At 59.7% G+C, this 20,620-nt stretch carries 20 protein-coding genes; 3 read left to right on the top strand and 17 right to left on the bottom strand.

Features of this window, described 5'->3' with window-relative positions; genetic code table 11:
• Positions 1-21: 21 nt before the first annotated feature.
• The 14 genes from ASE22_RS01660 to ASE22_RS01720 all read right to left on the bottom strand — a co-directional run bounded on the left by ASE22_RS01660 (position 22) and on the right by ASE22_RS01720 (position 13,985).
• Complete coding sequence (locus tag ASE22_RS01660) at positions 22-825, bottom strand: SDR family NAD(P)-dependent oxidoreductase (RefSeq protein WP_056354063.1); 804 nt, start codon at positions 823-825, stop codon at positions 22-24.
• Positions 826-847: 22 nt separating this feature from the next.
• Positions 848-1,393: a cupin domain-containing protein gene (locus tag ASE22_RS01665; protein ID WP_162248281.1), complete on the bottom strand. Its 546-nt coding sequence runs from the start codon at positions 1,391-1,393 to the stop codon at positions 848-850.
• A 126-nt stretch (positions 1,394-1,519) separates the two neighbouring features.
• Positions 1,520-2,767, bottom strand: coding sequence for an acyl-CoA dehydrogenase family protein (locus ASE22_RS01670; RefSeq protein WP_056354070.1), 1,248 nt, complete (start codon positions 2,765-2,767; stop codon positions 1,520-1,522).
• Entirely contained in the window at positions 2,764-3,894 is a 1,131-nt protein-coding gene (locus ASE22_RS01675) for an acyl-CoA dehydrogenase family protein (RefSeq protein WP_056354073.1), read from the bottom strand. Before ASE22_RS01675 ends, ASE22_RS01670 begins: the two co-directional genes overlap by 4 nt.
• 135 nt (positions 3,895-4,029) lie before the next feature.
• Entirely contained in the window at positions 4,030-4,902 is an 873-nt protein-coding gene (locus ASE22_RS01680; RefSeq protein WP_056354076.1) for an enoyl-CoA hydratase, read from the bottom strand.
• A 71-nt stretch (positions 4,903-4,973) separates the two neighbouring features.
• On the bottom strand, positions 4,974-5,681 hold the full coding sequence (locus tag ASE22_RS01685; RefSeq protein ID WP_056354079.1) for a hypothetical protein: 708 nt from the start codon (positions 5,679-5,681) through the stop codon (positions 4,974-4,976).
• A 170-nt stretch (positions 5,682-5,851) separates the two neighbouring features.
• Entirely contained in the window at positions 5,852-8,020 is a 2,169-nt protein-coding gene (locus ASE22_RS01690; RefSeq protein ID WP_082545770.1) for a TonB-dependent receptor, read from the bottom strand.
• Positions 8,021-8,110: 90 nt separating this feature from the next.
• Positions 8,111-8,449: a hypothetical protein gene (locus tag ASE22_RS26585; RefSeq protein WP_156397457.1), complete on the bottom strand. Its 339-nt coding sequence runs from the start codon at positions 8,447-8,449 to the stop codon at positions 8,111-8,113.
• A gap of 24 nt (positions 8,450-8,473) precedes the next feature.
• The gene (gene mmsA, locus ASE22_RS01695) at positions 8,474-9,913 is read right to left on the bottom strand and encodes a CoA-acylating methylmalonate-semialdehyde dehydrogenase (RefSeq protein WP_056354084.1); all 1,440 of its coding nucleotides are present in this window, start codon (positions 9,911-9,913) and stop codon (positions 8,474-8,476) included.
• Positions 9,914-9,979: 66 nt separating this feature from the next.
• Positions 9,980-10,366 carry a Rid family hydrolase gene (locus tag ASE22_RS01700; RefSeq protein ID WP_056354087.1) on the bottom strand — a complete coding sequence of 129 codons (387 nt, stop codon included), beginning with the start codon at positions 10,364-10,366 and terminating at the stop codon, positions 9,980-9,982.
• A gap of 29 nt (positions 10,367-10,395) precedes the next feature.
• A complete protein-coding gene (locus ASE22_RS01705; RefSeq protein ID WP_056354090.1) occupies positions 10,396-11,313 on the bottom strand; it encodes an alpha/beta hydrolase in 918 nt (305 codons plus the stop codon).
• A 220-nt stretch (positions 11,314-11,533) separates the two neighbouring features.
• Positions 11,534-12,913, bottom strand: coding sequence for an MmgE/PrpD family protein (locus ASE22_RS01710; protein WP_082545771.1), 1,380 nt, complete (start codon positions 12,911-12,913; stop codon positions 11,534-11,536).
• A 59-nt stretch (positions 12,914-12,972) separates the two neighbouring features.
• Complete coding sequence (locus tag ASE22_RS01715) at positions 12,973-13,446, bottom strand: antibiotic biosynthesis monooxygenase family protein (RefSeq protein WP_235536176.1); 474 nt, start codon at positions 13,444-13,446, stop codon at positions 12,973-12,975.
• 98 nt (positions 13,447-13,544) lie between these two features.
• On the bottom strand, positions 13,545-13,985 hold the full coding sequence (locus ASE22_RS01720; protein WP_056354100.1) for a nuclear transport factor 2 family protein: 441 nt from the start codon (positions 13,983-13,985) through the stop codon (positions 13,545-13,547).
• A 190-nt stretch (positions 13,986-14,175) separates the two neighbouring features.
• Here ASE22_RS01720 and pdxR point away from each other — a divergent pair, with 190 nt between their 5' ends.
• Together pdxR and ASE22_RS01730 are read left to right on the top strand one after the other, a co-directional pair.
• A complete protein-coding gene (gene pdxR / locus ASE22_RS01725; RefSeq protein ID WP_162254003.1) occupies positions 14,176-15,651 on the top strand; it encodes a MocR-like pyridoxine biosynthesis transcription factor PdxR in 1,476 nt (491 codons plus the stop codon).
• A 103-nt stretch (positions 15,652-15,754) separates the two neighbouring features.
• The gene (locus ASE22_RS01730; RefSeq protein ID WP_162248283.1) at positions 15,755-16,138 is read left to right on the top strand and encodes a nuclear transport factor 2 family protein; all 384 of its coding nucleotides are present in this window, start codon (positions 15,755-15,757) and stop codon (positions 16,136-16,138) included.
• Positions 16,139-16,153: 15 nt separating this feature from the next.
• On the opposite strand, the gene ASE22_RS01735 is transcribed toward ASE22_RS01730, so the two are convergent.
• The gene (locus ASE22_RS01735) at positions 16,154-17,014 is read right to left on the bottom strand and encodes a LysR substrate-binding domain-containing protein (RefSeq protein ID WP_056354109.1); all 861 of its coding nucleotides are present in this window, start codon (positions 17,012-17,014) and stop codon (positions 16,154-16,156) included.
• Positions 17,015-17,165: 151 nt separating this feature from the next.
• Here ASE22_RS01735 and ASE22_RS01740 point away from each other — a divergent pair, with 151 nt between their 5' ends.
• Complete coding sequence (locus ASE22_RS01740; RefSeq protein ID WP_056356199.1) at positions 17,166-18,125, top strand: bile acid:sodium symporter family protein; 960 nt, start codon at positions 17,166-17,168, stop codon at positions 18,123-18,125.
• A 489-nt stretch (positions 18,126-18,614) separates the two neighbouring features.
• On the opposite strand, the gene ASE22_RS25975 is transcribed toward ASE22_RS01740, so the two are convergent.
• Together ASE22_RS25975 and ASE22_RS01750 are read right to left on the bottom strand one after the other, a co-directional pair.
• Positions 18,615-19,337 (bottom strand): TetR/AcrR family transcriptional regulator, encoded by a 723-nt coding sequence (locus ASE22_RS25975; protein ID WP_162248284.1) that lies wholly within the window; start codon positions 19,335-19,337, stop codon positions 18,615-18,617.
• A gap of 374 nt (positions 19,338-19,711) precedes the next feature.
• Positions 19,712-20,446: a Crp/Fnr family transcriptional regulator gene (locus ASE22_RS01750; RefSeq protein ID WP_056354115.1), complete on the bottom strand. Its 735-nt coding sequence runs from the start codon at positions 20,444-20,446 to the stop codon at positions 19,712-19,714.
• Between the last annotated feature and the right edge of the window lie 174 nt (positions 20,447-20,620).

Here is a 20,620-nt window from a genome sequence, read left to right on the forward strand (position 1 = left end):
AAGCGGCCGGCGACCCCGGATCTACCCTCCCAGACCGCGCGCCTGGGCATAGGTGGCCAGGTGAGAGGTCGTCCCGCCATCCACATGCAGGATTTCCCCGGTCATCGAACGCGAGTCATCCGACGCCAGGAATGCCACCACATGGGCGATATCCTCCGGTGTCGACTGGTGAGCCAATGCCGAGGCATTTTCATGCACCTCCGCAAACGGCCGGGGGATGATCGCATCGGCCGCGGGCGTCCTTACCAGGCCCGGCGCAACCGCATTGCAACGGATTCCCTTCCGTCCGAAGGTCGTCGCCACATGCCTCGTCAGCATGTTGATCCCGGCTTTGGAGACGCAATAGCTGGGCATGAGCAAAGGCGGCGACACCCCATACATCGACGATGTGTTGATGATCGAGCCGCCGCCGTTCCCGAGCATGGCCTCGATACCGAATTTGCATCCGAGCATGGTGCCGCGCAGGGTGACGTTCATTACGGCGTCCCACACCTCGATCGGCACCTCCAGAATGTCGGTGTCCGCGGCGGATATATCGGGCCGCACCAGCGCCGCGTTATTGTGCAGGATGTCCAGGCGGCCGAACGCCTCGACCGTGCGCGCGACAGAATCCCTGATCTGCCGTTCGTCACCTATGTCACATTTCACGGCAGCCGCCTCGCCACCCATTTCCCGAATGGCTTCCGCCGCGCTGGCGACGGCTTCGGCGTTGATGTCGGACAGCATGACCCGCGCCCCGCGAGCAGCAAGTATTTTTGCGGTAGCCAGCCCGATCCCGGACGCGGCGCCGGTGACCAGGGCCGAACGGCCTTCGAGAGCAGTCATCCCAGCCTCCCTAACAATGACATTATCGGCAGAGGTCGTTTTGCGCCCCGATAACGGCGCACAAGAAGCGGCAGGGCTGGTCAAATGGATTGGTCCAGGCATGTATCGTGCCGCTTTCGACCAATATGTCCCCGTTGCTCAGTTGGACGTCGCCATTGTCCAGCTGAAGAACGCACCTGCCCTGCAGCACGATGATGAGATCGACGGTCTCCGTGCGGTGCATGCCCGGGCGATTGCCGTCCATCGCATGCGTCACTCCGGGCATCAGCCTGTCGATCGCTTCGGCATGCTCGCCCTGCGCCGACATATCCTCATTCTCATGGTGAGGCGGCAGATAGCACTCGACCAGCCGATAGCCGTCGATGGGCGGGAAGAAGCCCGAATATGCAGGCTTCGAGCCGTCGTCAGGATAATGCATCCTGTGATCGGATCCCCAGATCACACTACATTCCATGCCGCCTTGGCCGGGCATTTCCTCACCGCGAACGATGGTGTCGCACGCCAGTTGAGAACGCCCTGCCCCGTCGTGGCCCGTGACGAGCAGGCGACGGGCAAGCTTGTCAGACATCATCCCTCCCGTTGGTTTTGGCGGTCTCTCGGGAAGGTACCTAGCGACCGGGCGAAGTGCAATATAAAACCGCCCGAACGGTCGGTTAATAATCACATGCGCGCCATGATCGGCGCGCACACCCGCTCATCTCGCGGATGTCGGGACCTGATCGAAGGGGACGTCCTTGTCTGCGCGCATGTCCGCCGGCAATCCGAGCACGCGTTCGGCGATGATGTTCCGCATGACCTCATCGGTGCCGCCAGCGATGCGCATTCCCGCACCGCGCATCAGCATTCCATGGAACCCGCCATCCGCCGAAGGTTGCTCGCTGTCGTCCAGCAACCCTGCCTCGCCCTGAAGGTCCATGCCGAACCGCGCCACATCCTGCATCGTGGATGCCCATACAAGCTTGCTGATCGAACTTTCGGGACCCGGGCGCTCTCCACGAGACAGCGCGGAAATGTTGCGAAAGGCGGTAAAGCGCAGGCCGCTGTCGCGGATCGCGAAGGTCGCCAGTCTCGACCGCACACGGGAATCGTCGATCGCCAGCTTGCCGAGAGCGATTTCCAGTTCCGAGCAGAATTTGAGCGCGACGCCGAATCCCGTCGCCGCCCCCGTAGCCAGCGAAGCGCGCTCGTTCATGAGCGTGGTGAGCGCGACCTCCCAACCTTGACCGATATTACCCAGGCGCTGGGCGTCCGGTATCCTCACATCCGAGAGGAATATCTCGTTGAACTCGGTCTCGTCGCTGATCTGGCGAATGGGCTGCACGACCACGCCCGGACTGCGCATGTCTAGGAAGAACATGGTCAGGCCTCGATGCTTCGGCAATGTGGGATCGGTCCGTGCGATCAGCAGCCCCCAATCGGCTTCGTGGGCATAGCTAGTCCAGATTTTCTGGCCGTTGACGACCCAGTCGTCGCCGTCCCGGATCGCACGGGTGCGAACCGCCGCCAGATCGGATCCCGCGGCGGGTTCGGAAAACATCTGACACCAATTCTCCTCGCCGGAGCTGAGGCGGGGCAGCCTGTCTTTCTTATCCTCGTCGCTCCCCCATGCCATCAGCGTGGGTCCGCACATCCCGTGGCCGATGAAGAAGGGCGCCGAGAGACTGGCGAAAACCCCCTCCTCCTGAGACCAGATTACCCGCTCGATCGGGGACAGATCGGCGCCGCCATATTCCTTCGGCCAATGCGGGGTCGCCCATCCCGCATCGCTCTTCTTCTTCTGCCAGGCCCGGGCCGCGGTCATCGGATCGACGCTCTTCAGGGTAAGCCGCGCAGCACCCTCCTGCCCCAGCTCCTCGGCAAGCTCATGTGGGGCATTTTGCTGGATCCATGTGCGGGCGCGGGCGCGAAACGCTGCCTCTTCGGGCGTGTCGTCGAAATTCATATCATCTTCTCCCCTTCACGCATGTCCGCATGAAGCCGTTCGATCAGCCGGCTCTCCCACAGCGCCGGTCCTCCGAGGGTCAGGGCGAGGAAATTCGATCTTCGGTAGAACAGATGACAATCGAATTCCCAGGTGAAGCCCATCCCCCCATGCACCTGGATATTGTTCGCGGAAGCCAGCTGGAACGCCTGCGTGGCCGCCACACGCGCCCCGGCGGCGGCGATGGGAAGCTTGTCGCTTCCCACGGATAGCGCCCAAGCGCCATAATAGGCGTTCGAGCGGGCCAGCTCATTGGCGACATAACTGTCCGCGAGAGTGTGCTTGATCGCCTGAAACGATGCGATGGGCCGACCGAAGGCATAGCGCTCCATCGCGTAATCGCGCGCCATCCGGAGAGCCCGGTCAGCGCCTCCGACCTGTTCGAACGCCGTCAACACCGCCGCCCGGTCGCGCACCTGCTGCAACAGCCGCCAGCCTTGTCCGCTTTCTCCCAATGGTTCCACCGACGTTTCGGCAAAATGCAGCTTCGCATGCTTGCGGGATGGGTCGATCGTCTTGATGAAGGTCCGCTCGACGCCCTCGTTTCGGAGGTCGGCAAGAAAAAGGGAGTGACCGCCTGCCTCGTCGCGCGCCATGACGATGGCGAAGTCGGCTTCGAGACCGTCAGCGACGGGACTTTTTCCACCGCTTAGCTTGCCCCCGCGAACATGCGCCGTCACGCGCTCGGGTATCATCTCGCCGATCCCCTCCTGCAGCGCGATAGCGCCGATCGCCTCTCCTGCGGCGATTTGCGGCAGCCATTTGGCCTTTTGTGCATGACTTCCCGCCAGCTGGAGCAGTTCCGCAGCCTGATAGACCGTGGAAACCGTAGGCACCGCGGCCAGTGCCCGGCCACATTCTTCGGCGACCACGCACAGCTCCAGATAGCCACTGCCGGCTCCGCCAAATTCTTCAGGAATGGCTGCGGCCAGAAAGCCATTCGCTCCAATTTTTTGCCATAGCGCGGCGTCGTGGCCAGCCGCCGAATCCATTACGCTTCTCGTCGCGGAAATCGGGCATTCCTTTTCCAGGAAACGCTGTATGATATTGCGCAGCTCGTTCTGTTCTTCAGAGAATTGAAATTGCATTCGGGCATCTCCTGCGGGGCCATTGCATGGCTCTGTCGACCTTAATCAGGCGGCACCGGGCATCCGGGCTCACGCCGGCGTCCACGAACCCCGGCCTTCTCGAAAGGCCCCCCGAGCATCGGGGCGCCGAGCCCATCATCCGGCGGTCTTGGGCTTGCTTGCTTTTGCCTGTTTGCGGATGATCTCGGCGCCTTCAGGATCCACGATCATACCGTGGACGACTTGGTTATGGGCGTGGCCGAGATGGTGGAGGGTGAAAGCCGATTGCACCGCCGACCACATGCCCTGTGCATCCAGCGACTGATTGACGGACATCTTCGCCAATTTGAGGCCGATCGTCGGCCGCTGCGCGATCTTTTCGGCGAGCGCCAGCGTGAATCCATCGAGTTGCTCCCGGGGGACGACATGGTTCACCATGCCGAGCGTCCTAGCCTCTTCCGCTCCGATCGCCTCGCCGGTGAACAGCATTTCCTTCGCCTTACGATGGCCCAATTCCCACGCATGCACGAAGAATTCATGGCCGTTCGTTCCAAAAGCCACCACAGGATCGGAGAATTCCGCATCATCGCTCGCCACGATCAGGTCGAACGGCCACACCAGCATCAATCCGCCCGCGATAGCTTTGCCCTGAACCTGCACGATGGTCGGCTTGGGCAAATTCCTCCAGCGCCAGCAAAAACCGAGATAGAATTCCTGCTCTTTGGCGACATGACCTTCGGGACCGGGCAATTCATAGCCACCGCCCCCCAGTACCGGGGGCCCGAAGTCACCGATTTTGCCATCATCGCCGAGGAAGTGGCCAGCCGAAAAATGCGGTCCGTCGGCCGCAATGATGACAACCCTAACCTCATCGTCATGCATCGCGATATCGAGCGCGCGATTGATTTCGTACAGCATTTTCATGTCTTGCGCGTTGCGCCGGTCGGGACGCGCCAGAACGATGCGGGCTACGCGAACTGCGGGCGCTTCGTAACGGATTTCGGTGAAGCCTTCGACATCGTTCGCCATGCCGTTCCTACTCCTTATGATTTTAAACGGCGAAGCCGTGATAATGCACGGCCTCCTCGTCTACCGCCGCATCAGACCAGCGGCAGGTAGGCGGACTCCGTGAAATGCTCATTGTCGAGCGACACCATATCGAGAAGTTCGGGAGGCGGATTTTTGAAAGCCTCCATAAGCTGTTCGGAGGGGCCCACCTGGTCGTAAACGGCAACCGTTTGATAGTCCGGCTCCAGAGCGCCAGGATTTTGATACATGCTCCGTTCGAAGCGCTGCGCACTTACCAGCGGATCGAAGACCGGCGCATGGCCGAGCAAGCGGGTGTTGAACCACTCCGCATATTCGGCCTCCATGCCGGCCACCGGGTTCGTGTAGTGCACCATTACGGTGGTCGGCATATCGCCGCACTCAAGACCATATTTCGGGCTGACGGGATAATAGAGCCAGGTCGCGACCTCGCCGGCCGAGGCCTCGGTGGCGTAGGCATTTTGAGCGAATTCGATTACCTTATGCGCATCTTCGGGGCCGCCGCCGAGAATATCGACGAGCGCGAGATATTTCATGGGGACGGGAGGAAAGCGCCCCCATGTGATGTCCACGCCGTCACGCTCGAATAAGCGTGCTCGAAACACTGGCGATAATTTCCGCAGCTCGTCTCGAAACTGCCCCTTGAACCATTCGAGAAAGGCCGGCCCCTGGGCGCCCGCGGGGTTGCCGAGGATCAACAACAGGAAGCTGGGCTGCGACGTGCGCACTAGATCCAGCGCATAGTTCTTCAAGTCGGTCATGCTTTCCTCACTAACGTCATACCCAAAGGCCGCGCGCCAAAAGGACGGTCGCGGAAAAGGCCTGTATATCAGCCATTTAATCCTCGACCCGTCGATAAATACCGACCGGACGGTAATAAAATCGCCCGGCCGGCTTCGGTTAAGTCCGCAAATTTACAACCACTCGTCCGTCAGAAGCGGAACGTCACCTCGATCCCGTAAACCGACCCGACTGGTGGGAAATAGGTGTCGGCGCCGTTCAATAACGTACCGCCCGTGACGGATGCGGGTTGGTAATCTACCGTGATCTTCTCGTTCAGGACATTCTCGACATATCCGGTGATCGACCAGCGATCGTCGGCACTCTGCACGCCCGCACGGATGTTGAGCATGTTCTGCGCCTTCCGCTTATAGGCATTCGCCGGATCCCAATAATAGGCGCCCGTGTAGCGATATTGGGGACGCAGAAAGAGCTCCAGAGCGTCGCTTACCGGCGCCGTGAGGTTGAAACCCAGATTGGCGGTAAAGTCGGGCGCGCGCAGTGGACGGTCACCACGGGCAGGCTGGGCGCCGGTATATCCGGCAGGCGCCGTGAACCTCAGGACCTCCGCATCGATATAGCCGATGGCCGCATTGATGCTGAGATTGTCGGCCGCCCTTAGATTAGCATCGATCTCCAGCCCCCGCTGGCGCGACTTGTCGGTGTTGACGCCGATGTTGGCCAGTGTCGCCTGATCGAACAATCGGAACTGCGCGTTCTTAAGATCGCTCTGAAAGACCGCCGCATTGATCGTCAATCGACGATCCAGCCAACGGGTCTTGACGCCGACTTCGTAGGTCGTGGCCACTTCCGCCTTGATGATATTGTTACCAAAGCTACGAAGGCCGGGATTGAAGTCGCCGGCGCGGAATCCCTGGCCGACCGAAGCATAGACCGTCAGATCGGCATCGGGCCGATAGGTAAGCGTGCCCTTGGGCTGAAGCTTGTTGAAGTCGGTCTTATCGGAAGTTGGCAGGACCGGCAGCAGGAAGTCGGTGCTTAGGAGCCTGACCTTCTCATGGTCGTATCGCACGTCCAGGTCAAAGCGCAGTTCCGGCGTGATGTCATAGCCAAGCTGCGCGAAGACCGCCCAGACATCCCTTCGATATCGGTTGGCATTGTCGCCGAACGGAGCGACCGGCCCGATCGGAACCGGCGACAGGCCAAAGAAGAAGGGATCCGCGAAAATCTGCCGCCGGAGGATCGCACGCGATCGCGCATGATAGCCGCCGACCACGAAATGAGCAGGCCCTTCCGCATTTGAGACCAGCCGCAACTCCTGCGAAAAGCCCTTGTCGTTCTGAAGCTGCCTGGCGTCCGTCACCGGAAAAGCCGTGCTGTCGAGATCGAGCCTCAAGCGCTCCTTATGCTCGACGTAGGCCAGCGTGCCGATCAGCGAGACGGGTCCGAGATCATAGCTGAGCTTGCCGGAAACATCGTTCAGATTGCGGATGCCGTAACCGGCGATGTCGACATTCAGCGGATCATCGTTGTCGTTCGGCCGCCCCGTGCTGCTCTCGACGAAATTCGGATCGTTCCCGTGCGTCTTAGAATGCGTATATTTGATGTCGAGTTCGAGATCATCGGTGGGCGTCGCTATCAGCCGTACGCGCTGACTAAAGTCCTTATATTTGTCGGAATAGGTGCCGGTCGTGATATTCTGCACCTGCCCACGCCGATCTTTCCAAGACAGGCCGCCGAGCAGGAATAGCTTATCCTGGACGACCGGCCCGCTCACGGACAATTTCGCCTTATATTCCTCGCCGCGGGCGGCGCCGGCCATCGCATGTGCGACGAAGTCGTTGCCCGGCTTGCGGGTCGTTATATTGATGGCTCCAGCGATCGCGTTTCTTCCGTAGATCGCGCCTTGCGGCCCCTTGAGCACTTCGATCTGCTCGAGATCGAACTCGTCGACATTGAATTGGGCCGGAAGGATTTGCAGCACGCCGTCAACGACCACGGCGACGGGAGGCGATGAAAAACGCTCCTGGGTTTGCCCGCGAACAGTAAGAAAACCACCGCCCGGTCCGAAGGACGAGGTGAAATTCACATTGGGGGTCTGGGTAGCTATGTCGGAGACGCTCTCGACGCCGCGCTGCGCGATGTCCTGCGCGGTAAGCACGGAAACCGAAATCGGCGTGCTCTGGAGGCTTTCCGTGAAACGCCGGGCCGTAACGAGGATTTCCCCACTACCAGCCTCCGCCCCGGCCTCGCTCGCCGCAACGCCGACCGCACTTTGCGCATATGAGACCGAGGATGCCGTAGTCAGCAGCGCCACTGTCAGGCCGCGTGCAAGAGACTTCACCATTCTGGATGACATAACTTTCTCCCTGTTAATATTTTCATATTGAGCACATCTTCAAACCGCCGTGACAATCTTCCTTATAATGACGATCTTATATTTTATTCTTCAGCCTTTCAGCTTTCCTGGCAACTGATCATTGTAAACGTCCATCAACTTTCTTGCTATTTCTTCGTCTATTTCAGCGGGCTTTACGTCAAAGCTCCCATCTTCTGTAAACCAATTTATAGAAGCTGTGCCCGAAATGCAGACCTTTCCATTATAGGATGTCCTAAATTTCACTTCTCTACCGAGCTGACGACCAATTATGTCAAACCCATCCAAGAAAAACCTAACCTCTCTGGGAATATCCGATCTTATTGGAGCCGGACTCCATTTTCCCCTTTTGGTCAGAAGGTTCATCGAACGGCGGCTTAATTCTATATAGTCTTTCTGGTCCAAGCTCATTTCGGCTCCAATCCCGCTCGACAGTTAAAGCGCCCTGGCCGTGACGGTTTTTGTTCGCGTCAAAAAGTCGATGGTGTCGCGACCATGCATCTTCGTCTCGGTGAAGGCGCTGTCCTTCCATCCAGCGAAGCCATGGAAGTAAACCGGGGATGGTATCGGCACGTTGATACCGATTTGACCGGCCGGCGCGTCGTCGGTGAAACGGCTTGCGAGGCCCACATCGCGTGTGAAGATGGACGCCCCGTTTCCGAAGTCGCTGGCGCTTATCACCGCGACAGCTTCCTCGTAGCTGTTCACGCGCACGACTGAGAGGACCGGCCCGAATATCTCGTCACTATGCGCAGCCATGCCGGGACGGACATTGTCGAGCACGGTCGGGCCGAGATACCAGCCATCGTCGCCGGCGCCGTGCTGACGGCCGTCCAGAGCAACGGTGGCACCTTCCTTCTTTGCTTGCTCGACATGGCCAGCGATGCGCTGCACGCTTTCCTCGCTGATCACCGGACCAAGCACGGCTGAAGGGTCCGTGATATTGCCGATCGGCAGAGCGGCGGCGCGTTTGCTGATCGCGTCCACCAGAGGATCGGCGATGGCTCCGACCGCGACGATCACGGAGACCGCCATGCAGCGCTGGCCCGCCGCACCGAACGCCGCGGATACCGCCGCATCGGCGGTGGAATCGACATCCGCGTCCGGCATGACAACAAGGTGGTTCTTGCCGCCGCCAAAGGCCTGCACGCGTTTGTTATGCGCCACGCCCTTGGTACGGATGTGGCGCGCGATCGGCGTCGATCCGACGAAGGTTATCGCCGCCACGTCGGGATGCTCGATGATCCGGTCCACGGCTGCCGCCCCGCCGAGCAGCACATTGAACACCCCGTCCGGCAGGCCGGCCTTGCTGAAATATTCGGCCAGCCGGAGCAGCGCGGAGGGATTCCGATCGCTCGGCTTGGCGACGACCGTGTTGCCGCAGGCGATCGCCATCATCGTTTGCAGAAGCGGTATCATGACCGGGAAGTTGAACGGGCTGATCGCCGCGACGACGCCCACCGGATAGCGCACTTCATACGTGTTGATCCCGGTGGCGATACCGCGCGTATAAGGCGTCGCGGACAGCACCGTGGTCGCCGTCGCATGCCCGATGATCTCGACCGCCCGGTTGACCTCCATGGTTGCGTCCGTCAGCGTCTTCCCGGTTTCGGTCAGGACGAAATCAATAATTTCTTCCTTGTTGACCTCCAGCGCCCGCCGAAGGTCGAACATCAGATTGATGCGTTGCTGCACGGCCAGCCCTGACCATGCGGGAAGCGCAGCCTTTGCCGCGGCGACGACGATATCGACCTCTTCATCCGGTGCGGCGGGCACGAGGCCGAGCCGGCATCCTGTCGCCGGGTTGATTATCGGAGCAGCCGTTCCGACGGACTCCATCGATCGCCCGGAAACAAAATGTGCCAATTGATTCATTATTCAGGCCCTTCTGAGGAAATCCGTCGGCGGATGACCGACGCGCGCTGCGGGCTTTCGCCCGACTTACCGTGGCAAATGTGCGGTTGAACAAATTTCCAGCAGGCAATCGGGCGGTGCGAGACTGGCCTGAATGCAGTAGCGGGCCGGCGGATTGACCGGAAAATACTCGGCGTAGACTTCGTTCATCGCCCGATAGTCATCCAGGTCGCGCAGGAAGATCGAATTGAAGACGACGTCGTCGAGTGTGCCGCCGGCGGTCTCGACCACCTCCTTGATGTTCTCGATCACCTGTCGTGTCTGGATACGGATATCGCCCGCCCCAACAGTCTTCCAATTCTTGTCGAACGGCAGGATCCCGGAAACATAGAGAATGTTATCGGCAACTATACCGGACGACAGAGGCGCGGGCGGCGGAGCCAGACCTTCCAGATTGACAGGGACACGCGGCATTAAGAAATCCTTCAATTGATTAAGCGAATTCAAATATTCTGAGAAATCAGGGCCTGGCCTATCGGGCTGTAGGGATTTCCAAACATCTCCAGCATTTCATAGTGATTGTACCCCTTGCAGATGAGCAGCTTCCCATCCGCACATTTTTCTTGGAGAATCTTGGCGAAATCGACTGCCTGACGCTGGAATTCCGGCGTTTCGTAGGTGCCATAGGCAATGATGGTCGGCACATCATATCGTTCGACGTGGCGCTGGACGCTCATGCGCTCCTCGATCTCGTCGGTGAACGCGACATATCGGGAGCGTGCGGAAAGCCGAACGGGCCGCAAATCGTACATTCCGCTCGCCAGCACCGCGCCCCTGTACGGCATTCTCGCAAAGCCGAATTGCGACCAGTCGGCCACCATTGCGGCGCTCGCCAGATGCGCGCCGGATGAAAAGCCTGAAAGATAGAGCCGCTCAGGGTCACCGCCGAGGGTGCGCGCGTTCCTGGCCAACCAAGCCAGTCCTCCGCACACCTGATCCAGCATGGGCGTCAGATCCCCGCCCGTCTCTTCGACGGACGTGAAATCCAGAATGGCAAAGCCGATGCCGGCATTGATGAAGGTCTCGGCCATGAAGAACATGCCCTCCGCCTTACGCTGCCGCCATGCGCCGCCATGAACATGGATGTGGAGGGGGGCACCGGCCGTCCGCGCCGGATAATAATGCAGCTTCTCGATCGTCGAGGGTCCGTAACCGATCGTCTGCGGGTAACCGATGCGCTCGACAGTGGAGGCGCTGTTCGAAATCATGCGCTCTATGACTTGCGCGTAATTGGGCGCGTAAACCGTTTGGTCGTAGGCCGCATCAAGCGCGGCCTGATCGAAGTTGAGCCATATTTTGGGTGCGCCGGCAGCAGCGCTGGTCATGAGCAAACTGCGGCGATCAACGGCCAGCTCAAGCATGACACGCTTCTACGCATGATAAGTCATCCTCATCCGGTAGCGATGACCCGATATCAGAGAGACATGCTCTTGACGCAGTTCGTCCCATTTTGACGCTCGCCCTATGGATTATCGAAAAGTGAACCTCGCGGCGCCCTACTGTCCGAGCGGCTCGAAAATGGTTTAATAAAACCCGACCGTTCAGTCAATTAAAAAATGCTGATGCGGATGCCCATCGTTCCTAGGCAAAGGGCTCGAAAATGGTCCGGACGATGGGAACGGCTTCGATATTGTCGACGTGATCCATGAGTCGATCCACGTCCTCAGACTCGGGTTCGAACCCGCCATGATCAAAGCAGTCGACCAGCTTCGCGCGCAACATCTCGGCGGAGACAGGGTTCTCCGGCGCTCCCAATGGGCAATCACTGCTTTCGACAATTCTGTCGCCTGCGGCGGTATGGACGGTGAAATCGGTACGTCCGATGATCCGGTCGGTGCGATGAGCTTCGCTAGGGTGGACGTGGACCTTGGCGGCCAGCGCCGCAACGCGCGGATCGCCGAGACGCGACGGAGAACTGTCCGCCAATCCCATCCTGCCGTGCAGCAAGGCACAGGCTGCCACGAAATAGGCTGAGAACTGCGCATCGCCGCTGGTTCGCGGCCGGAGCTTCGCGTCGCGCGGATGACCCACTACGTTAAAGACCTCTGGCGATACGGTTATATCGATACGGTCGATCTGGTCCGCCGACATCGCACCATGGGTGTCCCGGACAGACCGGGCCATGTCGATCATCGCATGAACGGCCCGGCAGGCGGCATAGGGCTTTACGGAAATGTGGGTGCCGTAAAAACGCTCGCCCAATCCGCCGACCAACTTATCGAGGTCGTGCTCGGGCTCGAACGCAGTCAGATATCCGCCTCGGCCAAGCAGGAACGCCTTGGCGCCCGTTGCGCCGAGTTGTGCCAGCAAGCCGCTCTGCACCGCGGCGGCGGCACAGTTGCCATATTGCACCGCCGCCGCCGTTTTCCCCTCGAGCACGCCCTGCAGATCGCCCGCACCGTAGACCATCGAGAGGCCCAGCGCGTTCCATGTCGCTTCTTCGTCCAGTTCCAGCGCGACCGCCGCGCCCGCCGTCGCCGCCAGCACGCGATATATGTCGTTGCGTCCCGACTGCATGGGATTCCTGGCAATCGCCAGACCGAACCGAACATTCAGATCCTGCGCGACGACGATGGCACGGACGAAGTCCTTTCCCGACATCGGAAGGAGATCGGCAAAGGCGAGCAGCGCCGGAAATGCGGCGGCCGTCGGATGGATAGGAACATAGTCCGTGCAGTCGTCGAGTTCGACGGCGCGGCTATGCGCGCCGTTCACCCAGGCGGCGGCCGGGGCCGGCACGCGGCGACCCGTAGTGTAGACGCGCGCTTCGGGAGTGCCGCCCCAACGCTCGACGAGCGTACCCAGAGCCCCCATCCCTTCTACACCGCGCCCCGCCACCATCACGGCAAGTCCATCCACGATGCTGCGCTTGGCTACGGCGATCGCGTCCTCGGATAGCTGCTCGTAACGGCACGTCGCGACATGACGGGCAATGATCGCCTCTGGTTGAGGGGACATCATGCTACTCCCTTACGCCTCGCCGTGCCGCCTGGAGCGCACATTTGCATCCCTCCATGCGCTCAGCCCGTCGCGAGAATTTCGTCCCTGAACAATGCGAAGCTGTTTTCGGTGTCTGGCATGACCGGGAAGTTGAACCCGCAAACGCCACAGGGCTGTTTGAGCACAGCTTGTTCCTGGCGGAGTTCATAGGACTTGTCCGATGCCGTGCCACAGGTCGGGCACACGCGGATAAGCCGCGTGTTCTTCAGTTCGAAGTTGGTGATGATATCTTCCATGATGGCGCCCGAGCGAACCGCCCATTCCTTGCTATGCTTGTGATACGGGTTCAGGTGCCATGCCTTGAGCGTCTCGAACGAACTCCAGAAGCTAACTTCATTGTGCCAGCTCGGATCGTTGGGGTGCGTCCACCAGGTCAGGTGAAGAAATCCGGGAATTTTGGTAAGATGGTTGCCTACGTCCGCGAACAGAACCTTGAATTTCTCATAGCCATCAGGGCTGGAAAAACGAACCCGCTGCATGCTCAGATAAACCATGATTTCCCCCTATATCGTGGATTGCCCTCTCCGGTGCGACGTCGCTCTTATTCGGCTTGGTGATGATGGGCGGGGCCGGATCGGCAGATCCGACGCGGTCAGGACGCCGTATATAACGAAGTCCGGTTTTCCCCTGCCGGACCACCGACAAAGGCGCCTTCCCATACGGCGATCTTTCCATCGCGAAGCTGCCAGATCTCGCATCCCCATCCCGCCATTTGCTGGCCGGTGACGAGGTCGAACCACTGTCCTTCACCCTTGATGGCGATCATATTGTTCATGAACGCGCGGAGTGTTTTGACCAGCCTATAGTCTTTCTGCCGCCGGCTTCGTGCCGTGAAGAGATCGTGCAGGATCTTCTTGCCGGTGAACTGCGGAATATCGGCGAACCGAACGATGCAATCATCGGTGAAGCCATCCACGAGCGCATCGACATCCCATGGATCGAACAATGACTCGACATATTTGACGAGTACCTGCGCCTCTTCCATCGTGCGCGGGTTCCGATCCAGGGACTTGGGCAGGGGCTGACCGGCCATATGCTTTTCTCGCTTTCAGAAATGAGCCAGGAAGATATCTCTGGATCGCAGAGTTCGTCATTACGCCGGCACCGGACAGGGCCAGCTGCATCATTTTTGTTGGATCCACGACCCTGCGTGAAATCGGATTGCCCCAGGCTCCAGTCTGACGATAGCCTTTCGCCATTCCGGCAAAATGGAGATCCAAATCTTGCAGCTTCCGATCGAAGTCGACAGAGCTTCGAGCCTATCGCTCCAGCATCAGCTGATGATCAAAATCCGGGAACTGATCCTCCAGCGGCAGCTGGAGCCCGGCAGGCGGTTGCCATCGTCCCGCGATCTCAGCAGTCAGCTCGCGGTCTCGAGAAACACCGTCATCTTTGCGTACGACCGCCTTGTTTCGGAAGGCTATCTTGAGGTCCGGGAACGTGCTGGGATATTTGTCAGCCCTCATATTCCCGAAAAATCGCTAAGGATCATCAATGCACGCAGCCACCCCGAAACGCGCGCGCCCCTGCCCTCTGCCCGCATCCTGCCCATGCGAAACAGAAGCCCCCTGCTGTATCAGCGCCTGCGCGAAAGGCTCGAACTCGATTTTCGCATAGGGCGGCCTGCCAACGACTGCTTTCCCAAGCGGCTCTGGACCAAGCTCCTTGTCGAAAAGATGGGTGGCAGCGCCAGGCGTCTCACCGAATATGGAAATCCGTCGGGCCTTGAAGAATTGCGCGTTGCGATCGGCGAGCACCTCAAAGTTGCCCGCGGCATCAACGCACATCCAGACCAGATCCTGATCGTCGCCGGAAGCGAGGAAGGTCTCAATATAGTCGCCAAGATCCTCTCACCACCGGGGTCTACGGTTTATTCCGAAAACCCATGCTACAAGGGCGTTCCGTATGTTTTCGAGAGCTACGGCGCCACGGTCGTCCCGATTCCGGTGGATGAGGAAGGGCTTTGCGTCGATGCGCTCCTGGGAAAGGAGCGCGGGCTCGTCTGCGTGACGCCCTCACATCAATTTCCGGTCGGAGTCACCATGTCGTTGAACCGTCGGCTCCGCCTGCTCGATTGGGCCGACAGCAACGGCACCTATATCGTCGAGGACGATTATGACGGGGACTTCCGCTATGACGGCTCGCCACTCACGGCCCTCGCCGGCCTCGATCGGAGCGGGTCGGTCATCTACGTCGGCACCTTCTCCAAATCACTCGGAGCAGGACTGCGGATCGGATATCTCGTGGTGCCGGAAGAACTTGTTGGCGCCGCGCGGGAAGCAAAGGCCCTGCTGAACAATGGCAATCCCTGGCTTGAACAGGCCGTTCTCGCTGAGTTCATCGGTTCGGGTGGTTTTGAGCGACATCTGCGGAAGATACGGCATACCTATCTCCAGCGCAGGAATGCGCTTCTCGAACAGTTGCGGCTGCGCTTCGGCGATGTGGAGATCAGCGGCGAGGCAGCGGGCATGCATCTCGCCTGGCACCTTTCCGATGATAGGCCGGATGCGCGCACGATCCAATATCAATGCCTTCATCGCGGTGTCGGCGTCTATTCGATCGACGACAGTCCAGCGATCGATTTGTCCAATGCCGGCCTGGGCAAGAAGATGCTGTTCTTCGGCTATGCCTGCCTCACCGAGAGCGAGATCGTCAGCGCTATGGACAGGCTGGAGAAAGCAGCCTTGAGTTTGGCTTGAGAGATACGTACCTGCGGGAGATGCCCCGCCGGCCTGGCGCCGATCGACCAACGATGATGTTGCGGCGCGCAGACACTCCTGCACCATGCGAACGGAGAGCACCATGAGCGACGATCTAGATGCCATACTCCGTTTGGAAGCAGCCCGGTCCCAGGCGATCGTTGACGCCGACATCCGCGTTCTCAACGACATAACCGACACCGACTACACGCATGTCGAAATGAACGGCCGCCTCCGGGATAAATCGGAATTCCTGGAAGCCCTGTCGAGCGGCGCCGCCCGCTTCGTTCGATACGACGCGTTGGAGAATGTCGTTCGATTTGCCGGGGAAGCGGCTATCGTGACCGGCCGCTTCGAAAATGAATCCGTGGACGGCGATGGCATGTCCCACGTCAGGCAGGGCAGGCATTGCCGAATTTATGTTCGGCGGCAGGATGGGTGGAAGAACATCCTGCATCAAGGGAGCGGCATGAGCGTCACCAGCTGAACGGGCGGCGCGCCTTCAGCTCAGTCTGCGTCGCAGGAGCATGCTGCTTGCCCGCAACGTGTCGCTGAGCGCCGCCGTCGCGCCCTTGTTAGCGGCACGCCCGGCTATCACGACGAACTCGGTATCGGCTAATGGCGGAAGATAGGCATCCGTGATCTCGACCAGCCCTGCCGGCTTTAGCGATTTCGCATGAGGGGCGACGCCAAGCCCAGCCAGCGCCGCGGCATGCACGCCACTCTGGCTGTCGCTCGAGCATGCGAAGCGCCAGCGTCTTCCATGGCGCTCAAGCGCCTCCAGCGCTTCCTGCCGCGTAAAGGCGGGTTGCGTCAGAACGATCAGCGGCACCGGTCGTCCGGCGTCTAGGCGGAATTCAGGACTTGCGATCCATATCAGCGGCTCGCGCCACACGAGATGGCCATAACAGTCGCCGACTCTGCGCTTCAGGAAAACAATATCGAGATCGCCTGCATCGAGACTTTGCCGCAGCGTCTGGCTGAGGCCGACCGTAAGTTCGAGCTCGACGCGCGGATATTCGCCGGTGAAGCGGCGCAGGACATGAGGAAGGCCGCTCAGCACAACATCTTCCGATACGCCGAGCCGGATTTTCCCATGGACATCGTCCCCGGCGAAGTGACGCATCGCCCTGGCGCTCGTTTCCAGAATCGACGTGGCAAATCCCATCATCGCCTCACCGTCGCGGGTGATCATGACCGAGTGGGTGTCACGGATGAACAGGCGGTGCGCGCAGACCGCCTCGAGCTTGCGAATATGCTCGCTGACCGTGGATTGACGAAGGCCCAGCCGCGCCGCGGCAGCGGTAAAGCTCGAGGTTTCCGCCACGGCGATGAAGCTCGTCAGCCAGACGGGATCGAACATATCGTTATCCTAAAATTCGATAACTATAATCTCCGTAAACGGTATTCACAATGGGCGCAATTTATCAGACAGGGATAATGTGACGCACGGGGGGCAGGAGCGGATTGTGATAGGTCGTTGGGGCAGGCTCGTTTTGGATCCCTATATTGGGATGATGCTACTGGTCGTCGCGATCGCGGCGATACTGCCTGCCCATGGCGAGGGCGCGATGATCGCCGGCGCGGTAGCCGATGCCGGCATCGTGTTCCTGTTCTTCCTTTACGGCGCGCGCCTTTCTCCTAGGACGGCGCTCGACGGCATGATGCACTGGAAGCTGCATATCGCGATCCTGCTCAGCACCTTCCTTCTGTTCCCGTTGATGGGGCTCGCCATCGAGCCGTTCGCACGGAGCAGCCTGCCGCCGGCGCTGGTGACTGGTATCCTTTACCTGTGTGTCCTGCCCTCCACGGTGCAATCGTCCATCGCCTTCACCTCGATCGCCCGCGGCAATATCCCTGCCGCGTTGGGCGCCGCGTCGGCCTCCAACATCCTGGGCGTATTCTTAAGCCCGCTGCTCGCAAGCTGGCTCTTGCATACACAGGAGATGGTGCTTTCGTTCGACGTGTTCCGCGACATCATATTGCAGCTTCTCGTGCCATTCATCGCCGGACAACTGCTGCGCCCATGGATCGGCGACTGGGTGCAGCGGAGCAAAAAGATCCTGGGCTACGCCGACCGGGGGTCCATCCTGCTGATCATCTACGTCGCTTTTTCGCGCGGAATGGTCGACGGCATCTGGAAGAAACTGGCTCTTACCGATCTTGCCCTGCTGATCGGCCTGTCAGTCCTGTTGCTAACTCTCGCCCTGACGATCACCGCCTTCGTCGGGCGACGAGTGATGGGACTGTCCACCGAGGATGCGATCGTTCTCCAGTTCTGCGGAACCAAGAAATCGCTGGCCAGCGGCTTACCGATGGCGATCGTGCTCTTTTCCGGCCCGGGCCTCGGGATGATCATCCTACCGCTGATGCTGTTTCATCAGCTTCAGCTGATCGTGTGCGCCGTGCTCGCCCGCCACTACAGCGAACGCGTCGAGACTGTCGAAGGCGTGGCCGCAAAAGTGGCCGTCTAGAGCGACCGATCCGATGCGATCGATGGCCTTGTCGGCCTGGCGCAAACGCTGGCGCTCGAAGGCGCTTCGAAGAACATTCTGGTGAATGCGGTCCCCCCGGTTGCCAGTTCACGCCTTACCCCCTCCGTCCTCCCCGAAATATATCGGAGGTACTGAAGCCCGAATATGTGACGCGGCCATCGTCCTGCTCACCCATGAGCAGCAACGTGGCGGGCAAGCTTTTCGAAGCCGGCGGCAGATGGGTAGCTCAGGTCCGCTGGGAGCAGATCGAAGGTGTCTTCTTCCAGAACGAGTTCTCGGCGGAGGAACGGCTGGCGAGATGGGAAGATGCAACATCCTTTGGAAGTTCCCGCCACGCCTCTTCGGTCGCTGAGGTGAAGAATGGGGTCGAGGAACGACTGAGACAGGACAGATACTCGTCCTGCAATGAGGTAGCGCGAGCCGATGGTTCTGCCCGTCCAGCCTCGCCTGAAGCCCGCAGGAGACGGATCAGACCTTCTTTCCAGCCGCTCTCCTGGTGCTACCGGCCTTGCCGCTGCGTTGCTTGGCGACTTTTTGCATCACATCGACATAATAGGACGGAATGATGGAACCCGTCTGCACACGATGGTGCAAATCCTTGAGCAACGATTCCGCCATTGCTCCGAATACGATGCCGATCTGCTCGGGGATGGCTTCGCCGTTCGGATCATACCAGATGTTGGATGCTGATATTGCTCCATTGATGAAGTTGAGCAAAAGCGTCGCATTGGTGTTCTCGGGAATCAGCCCGGCAGCGCGACACTCCTCGACCGTATTCCTGAGATAGCTCTTATATTTGCGGCGCCGCGCGATCTGCGTTTGCAGTCGACTGTCGCTGAGCTCGGCCCAGTCCCGAAATGCGACCTTGGCCACGTTTGGATGAGAGAGGCACCACGTCACATGCGCCGCGATCTGCCCTCTAAATCTGTCGAATAGCGGAAGATCACCATTTATTATATCTTCCATTATCGTTTTAATTTCTTCATCCATGAATGTGAGTATGTCGAACAGTATTTCTTCTTTTGATCGATAATAATGATATAATGTTGGCTTGTTTATTTCCATCTCTCGAACGATGTCGAGTACGGACGCTCCGTGATAGCCTTTTTGCGCGAAGATACGCGCGGCCATTTCCCTGATCTGGACACGACGCATCTCTCCCTTGGGCGTATTGAGCTTATCGGCTGGCAATTTTGGCATTCTTCGGCACCCTTAATGGACGATCAATCAATGACCGACTTAGCCTGCCCGTCAACCCGGCCGCTCCGACTGGGCAGAAGCCGACATCCCAGCGCTGGACGGGAACAGCGGTCGTATATTTGGCTCATTTCAATGAGAAATGTGACGCGGAGGTGGCCACCCTGTCCTGACCGAGCAATTCGTTCATCGGGAATTTTTCATACTCCCGGGCGTCGTCGACCACAACGCGCCACGATATAATCCTACTCTCCGGTCATCGAGTGCATGCAAGCACCTTTTCGTGGGACTGGATGAATTTCTCGAACTTTCCCGCGCCACGCCGTCCGCGCGGGTATCCATCTTACGCCGTGCGAGTCATGGCTGCCTCAATAGGACGAGGCTGGCGGAGCATCCATGTCGAGATACAGGTAATTGGGATTGAATTCCCCGTGGCGCAGGAGACGAGCCATGTCATGTATCTCGACGACCGAGGAGCGGAAACTTACCACGCCTTCCTCTCGCAGCGAACGCATTACCCGATTGACGTGGACGGCGGTCAGTCCACAGATTTCGGCTAGGTCGGTCTGCGTGATCCCAAGCGTGAACCGGCGGCCATCGCTCAGTCCCACGGCCTGCAGGCGGGCGTTCGTCTCGCAGAGGAAATGCGCGATCCGGCCGCCCGCATCCAGACGACCAAGCCGGAAAAGCCAGGCCCGATAGATCGCGGCATCGAGCAGGGTCGAATACCAGAGCTTACGTGCCATCCCCGGATGATCCTCGATGATAGCGTCGAAAGCGGCGTGGGGTACCGTGGCGATCGTCGCCTCTGTCAGGGTCGCAACGTCATGGTCGAGGCTTTGCAAGGGATAAGCGTGCAGGTCGACGAAGTCGCCCGGCACATGGAAACCGACCAACTGGCGCAAGCCACGCCGGTCGTCCAGATAACGGCACATATACCCCTCCACCAGCAGCGTACTCTGCGATAGAGCCTCGCCCGCGCAGATGATCGTCTCGCGCGCAGGAACGGAGCTGACATGGGCGACCCCTGCCTCGAGCACGGAGCGCTCCTCGGCGGTCAAGACAGCGCCCCGGCGATGGCGCAGGAAGCGATCGGTGAACATCTACCCCTCCTTGGCTACGGTCGAAATGGTCGGGCAACGCTCGGCGGCTATCGTTGGGCCCGCGAGCGCTTACAATGCTCCCGCTCCGCATCGGTTTCGCGCCGGGACAGGGACTTGCTCGGCCGCAAAGGGCTGTGACCGCGAGGAGATCGACCATGTCCCACCGCCCCGCGG

The sequence above is a fragment of the Sphingomonas sp. Root720 genome (genome assembly GCF_001428605.1).
In the GTDB taxonomy this organism is placed as follows: Bacteria; Pseudomonadota; Alphaproteobacteria; order Sphingomonadales; family Sphingomonadaceae; genus Rhizorhabdus.

Excerpts from the sequence above, each read along its gene's own strand:
- ASE22_RS01670 (WP_056354070.1), bottom strand. The coding sequence starts at position 2,767 with ATGAATTTCGACGACACGCCCGAAGAGGCAGCGTTTCGCGCCCGCGCC.
- ASE22_RS01680 (WP_056354076.1), bottom strand. The coding sequence starts at position 4,902 with ATGGCGAACGATGTCGAAGGCTTCACCGAAATCCGTTACGAAGCGCCC.
- ASE22_RS01685 (WP_056354079.1), bottom strand. The coding sequence starts at position 5,681 with ATGACCGACTTGAAGAACTATGCGCTGGATCTAGTGCGCACGTCGCAG.
- ASE22_RS01730 (WP_162248283.1), top strand. The coding sequence starts at position 15,755 with ATGAGCGACGATCTAGATGCCATACTCCGTTTGGAAGCAGCCCGGTCC.
- ASE22_RS01720 (WP_056354100.1), bottom strand. The coding sequence starts at position 13,985 with ATGGCCGGTCAGCCCCTGCCCAAGTCCCTGGATCGGAACCCGCGCACG.
- ASE22_RS01690 (WP_082545770.1), bottom strand. The coding sequence starts at position 8,020 with ATGTCATCCAGAATGGTGAAGTCTCTTGCACGCGGCCTGACAGTGGCG.
- mmsA (WP_056354084.1), bottom strand. The coding sequence starts at position 9,913 with ATGAATCAATTGGCACATTTTGTTTCCGGGCGATCGATGGAGTCCGTC.
- ASE22_RS01715 (WP_235536176.1), bottom strand. The coding sequence starts at position 13,446 with ATGGTTTATCTGAGCATGCAGCGGGTTCGTTTTTCCAGCCCTGATGGC.
- ASE22_RS01705 (WP_056354090.1), bottom strand. The coding sequence starts at position 11,313 with ATGCTTGAGCTGGCCGTTGATCGCCGCAGTTTGCTCATGACCAGCGCT.
- ASE22_RS01735 (WP_056354109.1), bottom strand. The coding sequence starts at position 17,014 with ATGTTCGATCCCGTCTGGCTGACGAGCTTCATCGCCGTGGCGGAAACC.
- ASE22_RS01750 (WP_056354115.1), bottom strand. The coding sequence starts at position 20,446 with ATGTTCACCGATCGCTTCCTGCGCCATCGCCGGGGCGCTGTCTTGACC.
- ASE22_RS01660 (WP_056354063.1), bottom strand. The coding sequence starts at position 825 with ATGACTGCTCTCGAAGGCCGTTCGGCCCTGGTCACCGGCGCCGCGTCC.
- ASE22_RS01700 (WP_056354087.1), bottom strand. The coding sequence starts at position 10,366 with ATGCCGCGTGTCCCTGTCAATCTGGAAGGTCTGGCTCCGCCGCCCGCG.
- ASE22_RS01665 (WP_162248281.1), bottom strand. The coding sequence starts at position 1,393 with ATGTCTGACAAGCTTGCCCGTCGCCTGCTCGTCACGGGCCACGACGGG.
- ASE22_RS26585 (WP_156397457.1), bottom strand. The coding sequence starts at position 8,449 with ATGAGCTTGGACCAGAAAGACTATATAGAATTAAGCCGCCGTTCGATG.
- ASE22_RS01675 (WP_056354073.1), bottom strand. The coding sequence starts at position 3,894 with ATGCAATTTCAATTCTCTGAAGAACAGAACGAGCTGCGCAATATCATA.
- ASE22_RS01740 (WP_056356199.1), top strand. The coding sequence starts at position 17,166 with ATGATGCTACTGGTCGTCGCGATCGCGGCGATACTGCCTGCCCATGGC.
- ASE22_RS01710 (WP_082545771.1), bottom strand. The coding sequence starts at position 12,913 with ATGATGTCCCCTCAACCAGAGGCGATCATTGCCCGTCATGTCGCGACG.